Origin of the sequence: Anaeromyxobacter sp. Red801, from assembly GCF_049201065.2 — a bacterium.
GTDB lineage: Bacteria > Myxococcota > Myxococcia > Myxococcales > Anaeromyxobacteraceae > Anaeromyxobacter.
Map to the genome: position 1 here is coordinate 1,062,039 of NZ_CM181236.1, position 14,727 is coordinate 1,076,765.

The following is a 14,727-nucleotide window of genomic DNA, read 5'->3' on the forward strand; positions in this document are numbered from 1 at the left end:
AGATGGCCAGCCTGAGCTTGCTCGTGAACGATCGGCAGCGCACCGTGGACGTCGCGCCGGACACCCCGCTGCTCTGGGTGCTCCGCGACACCCTCGGCCTCACCGGCACCAAGTTCGGCTGCGGCATGTCGCTGTGCGGCGCGTGCACGGTGCTGCTCGACGGCGAGGCGGTGCGGAGCTGCCAGACGCCGGTGAAGGACGCGGTCGGCCGCCGCATCACCACCATCGAAGGGCTCGCCGCCGCCGGCAACCCGGTGCCGGCCGCGTGGGTGGAGGAGCAGGTCCCGCAGTGCGGCTACTGCCAGTCCGGGCAGATCATGCAGGCGGCGGCCCTGCTCTCGAAGACCCCCGATCCCACCGACGCGCAGATCGACGCCGCCATGGACGGGGTGATCTGCCGGTGCGGGACGTACCAGCGGATCCGCCGCGCCATCCACCGCGCGGCGCAGGTGAAGGGAGGTGCGCGATGAGCGCGGGCGCGCTGGGGCGAAGGGACTTCCTGAAGCTCTCCGCGGGCGCCGGCCTTTGGCTGGCCGTGTCCGGGCCGGGGCGCGTGCTGGCGGCGGGGCCGGCCGCCTCGACGGACGGCTTCGAGCCGTCGGTCTGGCTGCACCTCGCGCCGGACGGGACCACCACGATCTTCCTGGGCCGCTCGGAGATGGGGCAGGGGAGCTACACCGGCATGGCGGTGCTGGTGGCCGAGGAGCTGGAGGCGGACTGGACGAAGGTCAAGATCGTCCAGGGCGACGCGGATCCGAAGTTCGGCGACATGGTCACCGGCGGCTCGCGCTCGGTGCGCGGCGGCTTCGTCCCGCTCCGCAAGGCCGGCGCCGCGGCGCGCGAGGTGCTGCTGAAGGCGGGCGCGAAGCGGCTCGGGGTGCCGGTGCGCGCCTGCCGCGCCCAGGAGGGCGCGGTGGTGCACGCCGCCAGCGGGCGCCGCCTCGGGTACGGCGAGCTCGTCGCCGACGCGGCGAAGCTGCCGGTCCCGGCGAACCCGCCGCTCAAGGATCCGAGGAAGTTCCGCCTCATCGGCAAGCGCGTGCCGCGCCTCGACACGCCGCCCAAGGTGCGCGGCGAGGCGGTGTTCGGGCTCGACGTGCGCGTCCCGGGCATGCTCCACGCCACGGTGGCGCGGCCGCCGGTGCGTGGCGGGAAGGTGAAGGGGTTCGACGCGGCCGCCGCGGGGAAGGTGCCCGGCGTGCGCAAGGTGGTGGAGGTCCCGAGCGGCGTGGCGGTGATCGCCGACTCGACCTGGGCCGCCATCCAGGGGCGCGAGGCGCTGAAGGCGACCTTCGAGGCGGGCCCGAACGGCGCGCTCGACGGCGCGGCGATCGCGCGGCTGCTGGCGGAGGCGAAGGTGGACCCGGTCCCGTCGCGGAGCGAGGGCGGCGACGTGGAGCAGGCGCTCGCCCGCGCGGCGCAGCGCGTGCAGGCGGTGTACGAGCTGCCGCTGCTCGCCCACGCCACCATGGAGCCGATGAACTGCACGGCCCACGTCCGCGATGGGAAGGCGGAGCTGTGGGCGCCCACGCAGGCGCCGCTGTGGGCGCGCGCCGAGGTGGCGAAGGCGCTCGGCATCCCCGAGGCCGCAGTGACGGTGCACGTCACCTTCCTCGGCGGCGGCTTCGGCCGGCGGGCGCTGCCGGACTTCGCGGTGGAGGCGGCGCACGTCTCGCGGGCGGCGGGCGCGCCGGTCCAGGTGACCTGGACGCGCGAGGACGACATGCGCCACGACTTCTACCGCCCGCCGGGGCGGAACGAGCTGCGGGGCGGCCTCGACGCGAAGGGCCGGCTGGTGGCCTGGCACCACGTCGTGCGCAACCCGTCGATTGGGCAGCAGCTGTTCGGCGAGGCGCGCCGCCGCGGCGACCGGCCCGACACGGTGGAGGGCGCCGCCGACGTGCCGTACACCGCGGCGGTCGTCCGGGTGGAGCACGCGCTGCCCGAGATCGGCGTGCCGCTCGGCTGGTGGCGGTCGGTCTACTCGTCCCAGAACGCGTTCGCGGAGGAGGTCTTCGTGGACGAGCTGGCGCGCGCGGCCGGCCAGGACCCGCTCGCGTTCCGCCTCGCCAACCTCCCGCGCGACAGCCGGCTGCGCGGCGTGCTCCGGCTGGCGGCGGCGAAGGCGGGCTGGGGCAAGGCGCCGCCGGCGGGACGGGGCCTCGGCCTCGCCTGCCACGCGTCCTTCGGGAGCTACGTCGCCCAGGTCGCGGAGGTGTCGGTGCGCGAGGGCCGGATCACCGTGCACCGGGTGGTGTGCGCGGTGGACTGCGGCACCGCGCTCAACCCGGACAGCGTGGAGGCGCAGGCGGAGGGCTCGGTGGTGTACGGGCTGTCGGCGGCGCTGCGCGGCGAGATCACGGTGAAGGGCGGCGCGGTGGAGCAGGGCAACTTCGATGCGTACGAGCCGCTCCGGATGAGCGAGATGCCGGTGGTCGAGGTGCACCTCGTCCCGAGCAACGCCGAGCCCGGCGGCATGGGCGAGCCCGCGCTGCCGCCCATCGCGCCGGCCGTCGCGAACGCGGTCTTCGCCGCCACCGGCGAGCGGCTGCGCGCGCTGCCGCTCCGGCCCGCGAAGCGCGCCGGGTAGGACGCCGGTCCTGCCCCGGCCGCGGGCAGCTGGCTGCCCGGACCGGGGCAGGACGCGCTCCAGCCCGCAGAAAGCCCGCTGGATCGGGCCGGCGGCCGTGGCACGCGCCCTGCTACCGGTGGGCGGGATGGACGCGCGGCGCGCCGAGCTCGAGGCGGAGACGCTGTACGAGATCGGCAAGGTCCTCTCGCTCTCGACCGACCTGAACAAGGCCTTCACCTCGGCGCTCAACCTCCTCGCGCTGTACCTCGGGATGGAGAACGGGACCCTGTCGCTGTTCGATCCCGTCACCGGGGAGGTGTTCATCGAGGCGGCGCCCGAGATGCGCGACGCGGAGCGCATCCTCGGCCGCTTCCGCCCCGGGGAAGGGCTGGTCGGGCGCATCTTCGCCACCGGCATGCCCGTCGCGATCCCGGACATCGCGCGGGAGCCGGTGTTCCTGAACCGCACCGGCAGCTGGCGCGATCTGGAGCGGGATCCCCGCGCGTTCGTGGGCGTGCCGGTCCAGGACGCCCGCGCCATCCTGGGCGTGCTCACGGTGGACCGGCCGCACCGGGCCGGCCCGCTGCGGCTCGGGCGCGACGTCCGGCTCCTCACCTCGGTCGCGCACCTCATGGGCGCCCGCGTGCGGCTCATGCAGCTCGAGAGCCCGCAGCGCCGCGCCGCGCAGGATCTCCCGCCGGTCGCCCCGGAGCTCGAGCGCTTCCCGGGCGTGGTCGGCCACGGGCCGCGCATGCGCGAGGTGCTGCGGCTCGTCTCGCGCGTCGCGCGCAGCCGCGCGACGGTGCTGCTGCGCGGCGAGAGCGGCACCGGCAAGGAGCTGTTCGCCCACGCCATCCACGACGCCAGCCCTCGGGCCGAGCGGCCGTTCGTGGCGGTGAACTGCGCGGCGCTGCCGGAGACGCTGGTCGAGTCGGAGCTGTTCGGGCACGAGAAGGGCGCGTTCACCGGCGCGGCGGCGGCGCGGCCCGGGCGCTTCGAGCAGGCCGACGGCGGGACGCTCTTCCTCGACGAGGTGGGCGAGCTGGCGCCGGGCGCGCAGGCGAAGCTCCTCCGGGCGCTGCAGGAGCGGCAGTTCGAGCGCATCGGCGGGCGGCGGACGGTCACGGTGGACGTGCGCCTGGTGGCGGCCACCAACCGCGACCTGGAGGAGATGGTGCGGGCGGGGACGTTCCGCCTCGACCTGTACCACCGGCTGTCGGTGGTCGCGCTGGAGCTGCCGCCGCTGCGCGAGCGTCCCGAGGACCTGGCCGCGCTCGCCCAGCACTTCCTCGCCGGGCTGGCCGAGGAGCACGGCCGCGCGGCGGCGCTCGGGCCGGGCGTGCTGGACGTGCTGCGCGCCTGCCGCCTCTCGGGGAACGCGCGGCAGCTCCGGAACTGCCTGGAGCGCGCGCTGGTCTCCTCGACCGAGGACGCGCTCGGCCGCGAGGACTTCCCGTGCGCGCGCGCGGGGGGCATCCGGTGCATGCTCGAGCGCGTCCTCGAGCCCGTCGCGGCGCTCGGCCCCACGCCCCCTGCCCCGGTCGCCCCGCCGCCGCCGCCCCTCGCGTCCACGCCGGCCGATCCGCCGCCTGCGCCGTCCGCCGGCGAGGAGGCGGACCGGGCCCGCGTGCTGGCGGCCCTGGAGCGCTGCGGCTACGTGCAGGCGAAGGCGGCCCGGCTCCTCGGGATGACCTACCGGCAGGTCGCGTACCGCGTGCGCAAGTACGGCATCCCGATGGAGCGGCTGTAGCCGGTGCATGGAGCCGCCCACCTCGTTCAACCGCTGCAACCTCCCGCCCTGGGTGATCGCGTCGGCGGAGTTCAACGACGACCCCCGGCCGATCGAGGTGCAGGGGGTGCGGGCGTCCAACGCCTGGCTGTTCCGCGCGCTCGACGGCATCGACGATCCGGCCGAGCGCGCCCGCCGGCTGGACGACTGGATCACGGTGCGCTTCCAGCTCCACCAGTGGCAGGCGCAGGCGACGTCCTCGGCGCGGCGCAGCCTGCGGAACGGCTACCTGCGCTTCCTGCGCGGCTGGGGCCACGACTCCAGCTCGGTGGAGGGGGCGGTGCTCAAGGCCTGGGTGCAGAGCCGGATGGGCATCCCGCCCACCTGGCACCACGGCCGCCTGGACGATCCCGCGGGCGAGCCGGCGCGCCGCTTCGCCGTGGACCGGACCGCCGGCAGCGCGCGCACCAGCGCCATCTTCGACCAGTTCGACCTCGTCTACGCGTTCACGCAGTACGAGCTGGCCCGCACCCGGCCGGCGGCGCGCTGGGTCACGCTGTGGCGCGGCCAGCACGAGGTGGGCCCGGGCGAGGTGATCGCGGCGGGGCCCGGCCGCGAGCAGCTCGTGCGGCTCAACAACCTGTGCTCCTTCACCGACGACCCGGAGCGCGCCTGGGAGTTCGGCTCCACGGTATGGGAGGCGCGGGTGGCGGCGCCGCGGATCTTCTGCGCCTCCTGGCTGCTGCACGGGGTGATGCGCGCCGAGCGCGAGGCGCTGGTGATCGGCGGCGAGATGCGGGTGCGGCGGGTGATGGGGTAGTCAGCGGCGCAGCGCCACGAGGCGCGTGCGGCGCCAGCGGAGCCGTCCGTAGCAGGCCAGGGCGGGGGCATTCTCGCGGTCGGCGAGGAGCTGCAGGCGCGTGGCCCCGGCGCGCCGCGCCCAGGCCTCCACCTCCGCGAGCAGCGCCCGCGCGACGCCCCGCCCGCGCCAGGCCGGGGCGATCACCAGGTCCTCGACCCAGCAGCTCGGCGCGCCCTCGGCGGTGGAGATCACGAGCTGCCCGGTGACCATCCCCACCACCGCGCCGCCCGCGTCCGCCACCCGGACCGCGGCGCGGTCGGGGGCGGAGAGCAGCGCGGCGAGCCCGCGGAGCTGCCGGTCGCGGTCGGGGCGGAAGTCCGCCTCGATCGCGAACAGCGCCGCGAGCAGCTCGGCCATGGCGGCCAGGTCGTCCACGCCGGCGGCGCGGACGGTGGGCTCGACCGCGCTCATCGGCTCACGCGGCCAGCGGCTCGAACGCGAACGCGTCCTTCTTGCAGGTGCGCCCGCAGGCCTGGCAGCCGATGCAGTCGTCGGGGCTCGCCACGGTGGCGAACATCTTCGCCGACTCCTCCTCGTCCACCTCGGCCGGCGCCAGCACGTCGTGCGCGCAGATCTTGATGCAGCGCCCGCAGCCGATGCACAGCTCGGGGTCGATCGACTTCACGAACCTCGGGGTCCACGCCTTCTTGCCGCGGGTGAGTCCGGTCAGGTAGCTCATCTCATGCTCCTCGTCGGGCGTCCGTCTCGTCGGTGGCCTCGTCCTGCGCCAGCAGCCGGCGCAGCCAGGGCGGGGGCGTCCCCCGCAGCACCTCCTGCAGGCGGGTGACCGCCTCGGCGATGGGGACGTCGGCCTGGAGCTTCATGGGGTGGATCCGGCGCGCCGCGAGCTTCGCGGCGGCCGGGCCGCCGATCTGGCGGGTGAAGACGATGGCGCAGCCTGCGACGGCGGCGGCGCGGGCGGTGGTCCGGTCGTCCTCGTCGCCCGCGGCGAGCGCCTCGACCTGGCCGATCGGCGCGGCCGTGGCCGGGCCGACCTCCCAGATCCAGAACCGCCCGCACTGGCCGAAGTGCTGGTCGATGACGCTGCCGTTGCTGCTGGTGAACGCGACACGCATGCCGCCTCCTCAGTTGTGGGCCAGTTTCCGGGCCTCGCCCGCGCCCGCCTGGAGCAGGTTCGCGACCTCGAAGATCAGGCTCATGGTGCCGCGGTAGCCCACCCGGACCTCCTGGTGCGCGCCGAGGCGATCGAACACCGGGTAGCCGGTGCGCAGGTGTGCCCGTACGCCGAGCTTCTGCACCGCCTGGCGGCCGTTCGAGCTCGCCACCACCAGGTCTGCGCCGCGCGCGGCGTCCTCCAGGTCCTCGAGATCGCCCACCGCGACGCGGGCCGCGGGGAGGCGATCGAGGCCGCGCGTGCGCGTCGCGGCGAGCGCAACCTGCACCTCGCAGCCCATGCCGGCGAGGAACGGCACGAGCCCCTTCAGGTGGTCCGCCTCCAGCGCCAGCGCGACCCTCTTCCCGGCGAGCGCGTAGTGGCTGTCCACCATCGCGTCGAGCAGGCGGCTCCGCGCCCGCCGCAGCGCCTCGGGGACCGGCCGGCCGGAGATGGCCGAGAGGGTGGCCACGAGCGCGTCCGTCTCCAGCAGGCCCGTCGCGGAGGTGAAGCCGTGCGCCGGGACGCCGAAGCGCTCCTCCAGCCGCCGCGCGGCGCGGGCCAGCGAGTCCCCCACGTAGATCGTCGCGGCGCTGCGCCCGGCGCGCCGGATCGCCTCCACCGGTACGCCGCCGGTCGAGAGCGGCGAGACCTGGTCGTCCACGTGGCCGTCGAGCGCGCACGAGACGTCGGGGACGGCCAGGCAGTCGAGGCCGAACGCCTCCACGAGCTGCTTCAGCTCCTCGACCTCGGCGGGCGTGAGGTGGGCGCCGGCGAGCAGCGTCACCTGTGAGGGGAGCCGCTCGCCGCCCCCGGCGAGCGTGTCGAGCAGGGCCTCCACCGCCGCCGCGTAGCCCTCCTGCATCGAGCCGCAGTAGTCGGGCGTGGAGGCCCAGACCACCGGCAGCCCCTCGAGCTCCGGGTGCTCGGCGCGGAACTGGACGATCGCGCTGCGCACGTCGTCGCCCATCGTCTCGGTGAGCCCGCTCGTCATCACGCCGATGATGCCGGGGCGGAACTTGGCCGCGACGCGGGCCAGCCCCTGCTTCAGGTTCTCCCAGCCGCCGAAGATGGCCGAGTCCTCGCTCATCGCAGTGGAGTTGAGCGCGATGGACTCCTTGAAGTGACGCGAGAGCTGGAGCCGGATGAAGGTCGAGCAGCCCTGAGCCCCGTGCAGCAGCCCCAGCATCCGGTCCACGCCGAGGTAGGCGAGCGTCGCCCCCAGCGCCGGCGAGTTCTTCTGCGGGTTCACGGTGGCCGCCTTGGCCGGGACCTTCACGCGCGAGGCGGACAGGTCCTCGGCCTCGAGCCGCCCGGCGTGGCCGCGGGCGGTCCGGGCCGCCGCTGCCGCCCCGGCCTCGGTCGCCCAGGCCACCGGCGCGTCGAGGGCCTTCCAGATGGGGTCGTTGACGGTGAGGTCGAGCTGCCGCGCGAAGGTGACCATGCCGGCGTAGCCGGCGTAGGGGTGGGCGCGCCCGTGGTTGATGTCGAGGAACGGGGTGCGGGTCTTGAGCGCGAGGAACTTGGTCTTGCCGCCCGCCACCACCAGGTCCGGCGCCTTCTCGCCCATCACCTGCAGCAGCCCGGCCGTCGAGGTGTCCTCGATGATGTGCGCGTCGCGGTGCATGAGCGCCTTCATGCGGTGGAAGTCCTCGAGCGTGGAGTTCTGCGTCCCCGCGGCGAGCACCTCGACGCCCAGCTCGCGCAGCGCGTTCACCATCGACCAGGTCTTCACGCCGCCGGTGAAGAGCACCGCGCGCTTGCCCTCCAGGCGCGCCCGGTGCGGCGCGATGCGGGCGCGGCAGGCCGCCTCCTCCTCGCCGAGGAGCCGCTCGACGCGGTCGCGCAGGGTGGTGTCGGCCGCGTCGCCGTCCGCGAGGTCCAGCGCGCGCGCCATCTCGCGGAGCGCCCGGGCGGTGTCGGTCATCCCGTAGAAGGACGCCTCCAGGTACGGGATGCCCCAGCGCTTGCGCAGCTTCTTCGCGAGGTTGGTGAGGCTCTTCGAGCAGACGATCACGTTCAGCCGGGCGCGGTGGGCGTGCCGGAGATCCTCGAAGCGCGCGTCGCCGGAGATGCAGGAGAGGATGCGGATGCCGAGCCGCTCGAACAGCGGGAGCATCCCCCACAGGTCGCCGGCGATGTTGTACTCGCCGATGAGGTTGACGTCGTAGCGCGTGCGCACGGCCGGCTCGGCGGTGCCGATGACGTGGTCGAGCAGCACCTCCCCGGCCATGCGGTTGCCGATGTTCTTGTCGCCGACGAAGCCGGGGGCGTTCACCGGGATGACCGGGATGTCCACCTCGGCGGCGGCGCGCCGGCACGCCGCCTCCACGTCGTCGCCGGTGAGAGCCGAGACGCAGGTGGAGTAGACGAACACCGCCTTCGCCTCGCCGCGGTAGCGCGCGGCGAGCTCGACGATGGCCCGGTGCAGCTTCTCCTCGCCGCCGAACACCACGTCGTTCTGCACCAGCTCGGTGGTGAACCCGCGGCGGTAGAGCTGGCTGCCGGAGGAGCGCGCGCCGCGGTTGTCCCAGCTGTTGCCCGCGCAGGCGATGGGGCCGTGCACCAGGTGGATGGCGTCGGTGATGGGCATGAGCACCACCCGCGCGCCGTCGTAGGCGCAGCTCCGCTCGGTGCCCTCGCCGGGCTCCGACTTCTTGCAGAAGCGCGGGGCGCCCTTCTCCAGGGTCTCGCAGTCGGTGGGATCGAGGTAGCTGGGCCGCGCCATGGGTACGCTCCACGTCCGCCGGTGGGGCGCGCGCCCGGGGGGCGCGCCCCCGGCATCACCGCATCATCTCGAAGAACCGCTCCTCGCAGGTCTCGTCGCGCAGGTCGAGGAACTTGTTGCAGATCTCGGTGAGCATGTTGACGGCGCCCTGGTAGCCGACGATGGGCGAGCGGTGCTTGTTGACGCGGTCGAACACCGGGAAGCCGAAGCGGAACAGCGGCACCCGGGCGTCGCGCGCTGCGAACTTGCCGTGCGTGTCGCCGATCACCGCGTCCACCGGATCGGTCACCAGCAGCGAGCGCAGGTGCCACAGGTCGCGGTTCATCCAGACCTGCCCGTCCCTGCCGTACGGGGAGGCGTCGAGCAGCGCGCGCAGCTCCTTCTCGAGCTTCTTCGAGCCGCGGCTGCACAGCACGTGGCGCGGGGTGGCGCCCATCTCCAGCAGGAACGCCACGTAGCCGAGGAGCTGGTCCGGGTCGCCGTACACGGCGAAGCGCTTTCCGTGCAGATACTGCTGGGCGTCGGTCATCGCGTCCACCGCCCGGCCGCGCTCGGCGCGGATGGACTCGGGCACGGGCCGATCGAACAGGCGCGACAGCTCGAGCACGAGCGCGTCGGTCCGCGCGATGCCCATGGGCATGGGCAGGGAGACGTGCTCGCCGGCGTAGGCCTCCTTGATCCAGCCGAACGTCTTCGCGGTGGAGTAGGGGCCCACAGTCAGCGTGGCCTTCCCGTTGATCGAGTCGGCCGCGTCGGCGAGCGGGGTGCCGCCGGGGTAGAGCCGGTAGGTGCCGTCGTTGGGCGAGTCGAAGGTGTCGGAGATGTCGGCGAGGACGGTGGCGGGGATCCCGAACGCCGCGAAGATGCGCTTGTACTCGCGGTAGTTCCCGGTGTTCGCGTCGAAGCCGGTGAGGAAGTTCAGCCTGCCGGTGCAGCGCCCCTCGACCTTCCTGCCCTCGGTGAGCGTCTGGAGGATGGCCGCGAGCATGGCGTCGTAGCCGGTGACGTGCGTGCCGCTGAAGCTGGGCGTGTTGGCGTACGGCGCCGGCAGGTCCTTCGGCAGCGCGCCCTTCTGCCGGGCGTTCTTGATGAACGCGGTCAGGTCGTCGCCGATCACCTCGGGCATGCAGGACGTGAAGATGGCGAGCATCCTGGGCTCGTAGAGCGCGACCGCGTTCTCGAGCCCCTCGTGCAGGTTGTTCTGCCCGCCGAACACCGCGCCGTCCTCGGTCATCGAGTCGGACACCGCCGGGGCCGGCTCGCGGAAGTGCCGGTTGAGCGTGGAGCGGTAGTACGACGCGCACCCCTGCGAGCCGTGCACGAAGGGGAGGGTGCCCTCGAAGCCGTGCGCGGCCAGCTCCGCGCCGAGCGGCTGGCACGCGTGCACCGGGTTCACCACCAGCGCCTGCCGCGCGAAGTTCTTCTCGCGGTACTCCGGGGTGTCGATCCAGGCCGCCACCCGGGCCTCCTCCTCCGGCGTGGTGGGGGTGACGGGCTTCACGGTGAGGCCGAGGTTGTTCGCCATGTCCTGCTCCTCCGGACGCACGGGGACCCATCCGTCCCACGGGCGGCGTGCGCTGCGTGATCGCGGGTGGTGCGGGGAACGCCGGCTAGAACGGCGCCTTCACGAGCTTCCAGGTCGGGCTGTTGATGGCCATGTCGATGTCGCGGGCGAAGACCGGGAAGCCCTGGTAGGCGTGGTACGGGCCGGAGTAGTCCCAGCTGTGCATCTGCCGGAACGGCAGGCCCATCTTCTGGAAGACGTACTTTTCCTTGATGCCGGACGCGACCAGGTCGGGCTTCAGCCGGCTCACGAAGTGCTCCAGCTCGGCCTCGGACGCGTCGTCGTAGATGACGGTGGCGTCGGGCATCTCCGGCTGCGTGCGGTCGTAGTCGTCGGAGTGGGCGAACTCGTAGCCCGAGCCGACCACCTGCATCCCCAGGTCCTCGTAGGCGCCGACCGTGTGGCGCGGGCGGAGGCCGCCGACGTACAGCATCACCTTCTTGCCCTCGAGGCGCGGCCGGTAGGTGTCGATGACCTGCCTCGTCTCCACCTCATGCCGGGCGATCACCTGCTCGACGCTCTCCTTGATGCGGTCGTCGAAGCGCTCGGCGATCCTGCGCAGGCTCTCGGCGATCTTGGTCGGGCCGAAGAAGTTGAACTCCAGCCAGGGGATCCCGTACTTCTCCTCCATGACCCGGCACATGTAGTTCATGGACCGGTAGCAGTGGATGAGGTTCAGCTTCACCTGGTGGGTGGCCGCGATGCGCTCGAGCTCGCCGTCGCCGGTCCAGGTGGCCTTCACGTTCAGGCCGATCTCCTCGAGCAGGGCCCGCGCGCTCCAGACGTCGCCGCCGATGTTGTAGTCGCCGATCAGCGCGACGTCGTACGGGCCGGCGGGCTCGCCGAAGGTGCGGGTCTCGATGACGTAGTCGCGGATGGTGTCGTTGGAGATGTGGTGCCCGAGCGACTGCGAGACGCCGCGGAAGCCCTCGCAGTTGCACGGCACGACCGGCAGGTCCAGCTCGGCCGACATCTTCTTCGCGACCGCGTTGATGTCGTCGCCGATGAGGCCGACCGGGCACTCGGACAGCACCGAGATGCCCTTCGCGAGCGGGAACAGCTCCTTCACCTCCTTCAGCAGCACCGCCAGCTTCTTGTCGCCGCCGTAGACGATGTCCTTCTCCTGGAAGTCGGACGTCATCTGCATGGCGAACTGGGTGACGCCGTTCCTGCCGGACATGAGGTTGCGGCGGGTCCCCCACGAGTACCAGCCGCAGCCCACCGGCCCGTGGGAGACGTGGGCCATGTCGCGGATCGGCCCCCACACCACGCCCTTGGCCCCGGCGTAGGCGCAGCCGCGCGCGCTCATCACGCCGGGGACCGTCTTCCGGTTCGACTTCACGCAGGTCGAGCACGCGGAGGGATCGTTGGGCGCGAGGTGCGGGGCGCGCTTCTTCCGCCCCTTCTCCGGGTAGCGCGCGAGCGCCTCGTCGATCATCGCCTGCGTGGACTCCCGGGTGATGCCCTCGACCGTCTTCACCTTCACGTCGTCCGCCATGGTGCGATCCCTCCGTGCGTCCTGCGTGCCTGGCCTACGCGACCGCGGCGGCCTTGCCGACCTTCGACTCGTCCTCGGGGGCCATGATCCCGTACTCGAGCAGCAGGTCCTCGAGCTCCTCCATCTCCAGCGGCTTCGGGACCACCAGCATCCTGTTCTCGGCGATCTTGCGCGCCAGCTCGCGGTACTCGTCCGCCTGCGGGTGCTGCGGCGCGTACTCGATGACCGTCATGCGGCGCAGCTCGGCGCGCTGGACCTCGTTGTCGCGCGGCACGAAGTGGATCATCTGCGTGCCGAGGCGCTTCGCGAGCGCGTCGATGAGCTCGTACTCGCGATCGGTCTTGCGGCTGTTGCAGATGAGGCCCGCCAGCCGGACCTTGCCGGACGAGGCGTACTTGAGGATGCCGCGGGCGATGTTGTTGGCCGCGTACATGGCCATCATCTCGCCGGAGCACACGATGTAGATCTCCTCGGCCTTGTTCTCGCGGATGGGCATGGCGAACCCGCCGCACACCACGTCGCCGAGCACGTCGTAGAAGACGAAGTCGAGGTCCGGGGTGTACGCGCCCTGCTCCTCCAGGAAGTTGATGGCCGTGATGACGCCGCGGCCCGCGCAGCCGACCCCCGGCTCCGGGCCGCCGGACTCGACGCACTTCACGGCGCCGAAGCCGACCTTCATCACGTCCCCGAGCTCGAGGTCCTCGACGGTGCCGCGCTCGCGCACCAGGTCCATCACGGTGGCCTGCGCCTTCGCGTGGAGGATGAGCCGGGTCGAGTCGGCCTTCGGATCGCAGCCGACGATCATCACCTTCTTGCCGAGCGAGGCGAGGCCCGCCACCGTGTTCTGCGTGGTGGTGGACTTGCCGATGCCGCCCTTCCCGTAGATTGCGATCTGCCTCATGTCGTCTCCGTTCCCGTGGTCGCCTGGCGGCGACCGGCCCCGGTCGCGGTGAGCGTCGGCCGGTGGCCTGCCGCATTGCGAGCGGCGGGCCAGCCGGCGGCGGGGCGCGGAAGCGGCCGCGGGCGTGCGTTCCGCGCCGCCCACGCCGGAGGGGCGCCCGGGCTTGTCGGGTTCCGGACCCCGCCGTGGCCGGAACCGGACACGGGCGGGTTCGGGACGCGACATCGCGCTCCCGCGGCGCCGGCGATCGTCCGCTGCGCAGGCGGCGCCGGCGTGGAACGCCCGGTGCACTGCCGGCGCGCACGATGCGCTCCGCGTTCACCTGCTACGCCGAAGACGCCCCCGCGGGCTGCTCCCGCCCGCCCCCCGCCGCCCGCGCGCTGCCCGCCGACGTCGCGGCGCGCGTGCGCCAGCACCCCTGCTACAGCGAGGAGGCGCACCACCACTTCGCGCGGATGCACGTCGCGGTCGCGCCCGGCTGCAACATCCAGTGCCACTACTGCAACCGGAAGTACGACTGCGCCAACGAGAGCCGCCCCGGCGTGGTCTCCGAGCGGCTCACGCCGGACCAGGCGCTCGCCAAGATCCACGCCGTGGCGGCCGCCGTGCCGCAGCTCTCGGTGGTGGGCATCGCGGGGCCGGGCGATCCGCTGGCGAACCCGGCGCCGACCTTCGCGGTGCTGGAGCGGCTCCGCCGCGAGCTGCCGGACCTGACCCCGTGCCTCTCCACCAACGGCCTGGCGCTGCCCGATCACGTCGATCGCCTGGCCGCGCTGGAGGTCCGGCACGTCACGGTCACCGTGAACATGGTGGACCCGGCGGTGGGCGAGCGGATCCACCCCTGGATCGTCTGGAAGGGGCGCCGGGTGCGCGGGGCCGAGGCGTCGCGGATCCTCTCCGAGCGCCAGCTCGAGGGCATCGAGCGCCTGGTGGCCCGCCGCGTCCTCTGCAAGGTCAACTCGGTGGTGATCCCGGGCGTGAACGACGCGCACCTGCCGGGGGTGAGCCGGCGCCTCCGCGGGATGGGCGTGTTCCTCCACAACGTGATGCCGCTCGTCTCGGCCGCGGAGCACGGGACGCGGTACGGCCTCACTGGCCAGCGCGGGCCCACCGCCGCCGAGCTGGAGGCGGTGCAGCGGGCCTGCGCCGCGGACGGGCGGGTGATGCGCCACTGCCGGCAGTGCCGCGCCGACGCGGTGGGGCTGATCGGCCAGGACCGCGGCGCCGAGTTCGCGCTCGCGGCCCTGCCGCCGGAGCCCGCGCGCGACGCGGCGGAGGTGCGGGCCGCCCACCGGGCCGCGGCGGAGCGGGTGCGCGCGCGCGCAGAGGCGGCGCGGCAGGACGCGCTGGCCCGCGTGGCGGGGATCGACCCGGCCGTCCGGGCCCGCGTGGCGGTCGCGACGCGCGGCGGCGGCCTGGTGAACGAGCACTTCGGCCACGCGCAGGAGCTGCTGGTCTACGACGTGGATCGAGGCGGCGCGCGGCTGGTGGGCGTGCGGCGGGTGGAGCGGACCTGCCGCGGCGGCGCCGGCGAGGAGGAGGTGCTGGAGGGGGCGCTGCGCGCGATCGGCGACTGCAGGGCCGTGCTGGTCGCGCGCGTCGGCAGCTGCCCGAGGGAGCGGCTCGAGGCGGCGGGCATCGCGCCGGTCGTGGACCGGGCGCAGGAGCCCATCGAGGCCGCCGTGCTCGGCTGGTTCGAGGCCTTCGTGGCGGGCGGTGCGCGCGCGCGTTGACGGTGCACGGTGGGTCGCGCAGAGTG

At 73.6% G+C, this 14,727-nt stretch carries 12 protein-coding genes; 5 read left to right on the top strand and 7 right to left on the bottom strand.

Going from position 1 to position 14,727, the window contains the following annotated elements:
* The first annotated feature begins 2 nt into the window (after positions 1–2).
* The 4 genes from ACOQFB_RS04895 to ACOQFB_RS04910 all read left to right on the top strand — a co-directional run bounded on the left by ACOQFB_RS04895 (position 3) and on the right by ACOQFB_RS04910 (position 5,121).
* Positions 3–470 (top strand): (2Fe-2S)-binding protein, encoded by a 468-nt coding sequence (locus ACOQFB_RS04895; RefSeq protein WP_059436472.1) that lies wholly within the window; start codon positions 3–5, stop codon positions 468–470.
* Positions 467–2,590, top strand: a complete 2,124-nt coding sequence (locus ACOQFB_RS04900) for a xanthine dehydrogenase family protein molybdopterin-binding subunit (protein WP_421608829.1) — start codon at positions 467–469, stop codon at positions 2,588–2,590. The genes ACOQFB_RS04895 and ACOQFB_RS04900 overlap by 4 nt, the downstream gene beginning before the upstream one ends.
* Before the next feature lie 127 nt (positions 2,591–2,717).
* Complete coding sequence (gene nifA, locus ACOQFB_RS04905) at positions 2,718–4,322, top strand: nif-specific transcriptional activator NifA (protein ID WP_059436474.1); 1,605 nt, start codon at positions 2,718–2,720, stop codon at positions 4,320–4,322.
* Between the two features lie 7 nt (positions 4,323–4,329).
* Entirely contained in the window at positions 4,330–5,121 is a 792-nt protein-coding gene (locus ACOQFB_RS04910) for an NAD(+)--dinitrogen-reductase ADP-D-ribosyltransferase (RefSeq protein ID WP_421608830.1), read from the top strand.
* On the opposite strand, the gene ACOQFB_RS04915 is transcribed toward ACOQFB_RS04910, so the two are convergent.
* The 7 genes from ACOQFB_RS04915 to nifH form a co-directional block, all read right to left on the bottom strand.
* Complete coding sequence (locus ACOQFB_RS04915) at positions 5,122–5,574, bottom strand: GNAT family N-acetyltransferase (protein ID WP_059436476.1); 453 nt, start codon at positions 5,572–5,574, stop codon at positions 5,122–5,124.
* Between the two features lie 4 nt (positions 5,575–5,578).
* Positions 5,579–5,842, bottom strand: a complete 264-nt coding sequence (gene fdxB / locus ACOQFB_RS04920) for a ferredoxin III, nif-specific (protein WP_059436477.1) — start codon at positions 5,840–5,842, stop codon at positions 5,579–5,581.
* Between the two features lies 1 nt (position 5,843).
* Entirely contained in the window at positions 5,844–6,239 is a 396-nt protein-coding gene (locus ACOQFB_RS04925; RefSeq protein ID WP_421608831.1) for a NifB/NifX family molybdenum-iron cluster-binding protein, read from the bottom strand.
* A 9-nt stretch (positions 6,240–6,248) separates the two neighbouring features.
* Complete coding sequence (locus ACOQFB_RS04930; protein WP_059436479.1) at positions 6,249–9,005, bottom strand: bifunctional nitrogenase iron-molybdenum cofactor biosynthesis protein NifEN; 2,757 nt, start codon at positions 9,003–9,005, stop codon at positions 6,249–6,251.
* 55 nt (positions 9,006–9,060) lie between these two features.
* Positions 9,061–10,530 (bottom strand): nitrogenase molybdenum-iron protein subunit beta, encoded by a 1,470-nt coding sequence (gene nifK, locus ACOQFB_RS04935; protein ID WP_421608832.1) that lies wholly within the window; start codon positions 10,528–10,530, stop codon positions 9,061–9,063.
* Between the two features lie 85 nt (positions 10,531–10,615).
* Complete coding sequence (gene nifD / locus ACOQFB_RS04940) at positions 10,616–12,067, bottom strand: nitrogenase molybdenum-iron protein alpha chain (RefSeq protein ID WP_059436481.1); 1,452 nt, start codon at positions 12,065–12,067, stop codon at positions 10,616–10,618.
* Between the two features lie 34 nt (positions 12,068–12,101).
* Positions 12,102–12,968: a nitrogenase iron protein gene (gene nifH, locus ACOQFB_RS04945; protein WP_059436482.1), complete on the bottom strand. Its 867-nt coding sequence runs from the start codon at positions 12,966–12,968 to the stop codon at positions 12,102–12,104.
* 305 nt (positions 12,969–13,273) lie between these two features.
* Between nifH and nifB the strand changes: the two genes are divergently transcribed.
* A complete protein-coding gene (nifB, locus tag ACOQFB_RS04950; RefSeq protein ID WP_421608833.1) occupies positions 13,274–14,701 on the top strand; it encodes a nitrogenase cofactor biosynthesis protein NifB in 1,428 nt (475 codons plus the stop codon).
* Positions 14,702–14,727 lie beyond the last annotated feature (26 nt).

Coding starts and splice junctions, on each gene's coding strand:
- ACOQFB_RS04895 (WP_059436472.1), top strand. CDS start 3: ATGGCCAGCCTGAGCTTGCTCGTGAACGATCGGCAGCGCACCGTGGAC.
- ACOQFB_RS04900 (WP_421608829.1), top strand. CDS start 467: ATGAGCGCGGGCGCGCTGGGGCGAAGGGACTTCCTGAAGCTCTCCGCG.
- nifA (WP_059436474.1), top strand. CDS start 2,718: ATGGACGCGCGGCGCGCCGAGCTCGAGGCGGAGACGCTGTACGAGATC.
- ACOQFB_RS04910 (WP_421608830.1), top strand. CDS start 4,330: ATGGAGCCGCCCACCTCGTTCAACCGCTGCAACCTCCCGCCCTGGGTG.
- ACOQFB_RS04915 (WP_059436476.1), bottom strand. CDS start 5,574: ATGAGCGCGGTCGAGCCCACCGTCCGCGCCGCCGGCGTGGACGACCTG.
- fdxB (WP_059436477.1), bottom strand. CDS start 5,842: ATGAGCTACCTGACCGGACTCACCCGCGGCAAGAAGGCGTGGACCCCG.
- ACOQFB_RS04925 (WP_421608831.1), bottom strand. CDS start 6,239: ATGCGTGTCGCGTTCACCAGCAGCAACGGCAGCGTCATCGACCAGCAC.
- ACOQFB_RS04930 (WP_059436479.1), bottom strand. CDS start 9,005: ATGGCGCGGCCCAGCTACCTCGATCCCACCGACTGCGAGACCCTGGAG.
- nifK (WP_421608832.1), bottom strand. CDS start 10,530: ATGGCGAACAACCTCGGCCTCACCGTGAAGCCCGTCACCCCCACCACG.
- nifD (WP_059436481.1), bottom strand. CDS start 12,067: ATGGCGGACGACGTGAAGGTGAAGACGGTCGAGGGCATCACCCGGGAG.
- nifH (WP_059436482.1), bottom strand. CDS start 12,968: ATGAGGCAGATCGCAATCTACGGGAAGGGCGGCATCGGCAAGTCCACC.
- nifB (WP_421608833.1), top strand. CDS start 13,274: ATGCGCTCCGCGTTCACCTGCTACGCCGAAGACGCCCCCGCGGGCTGC.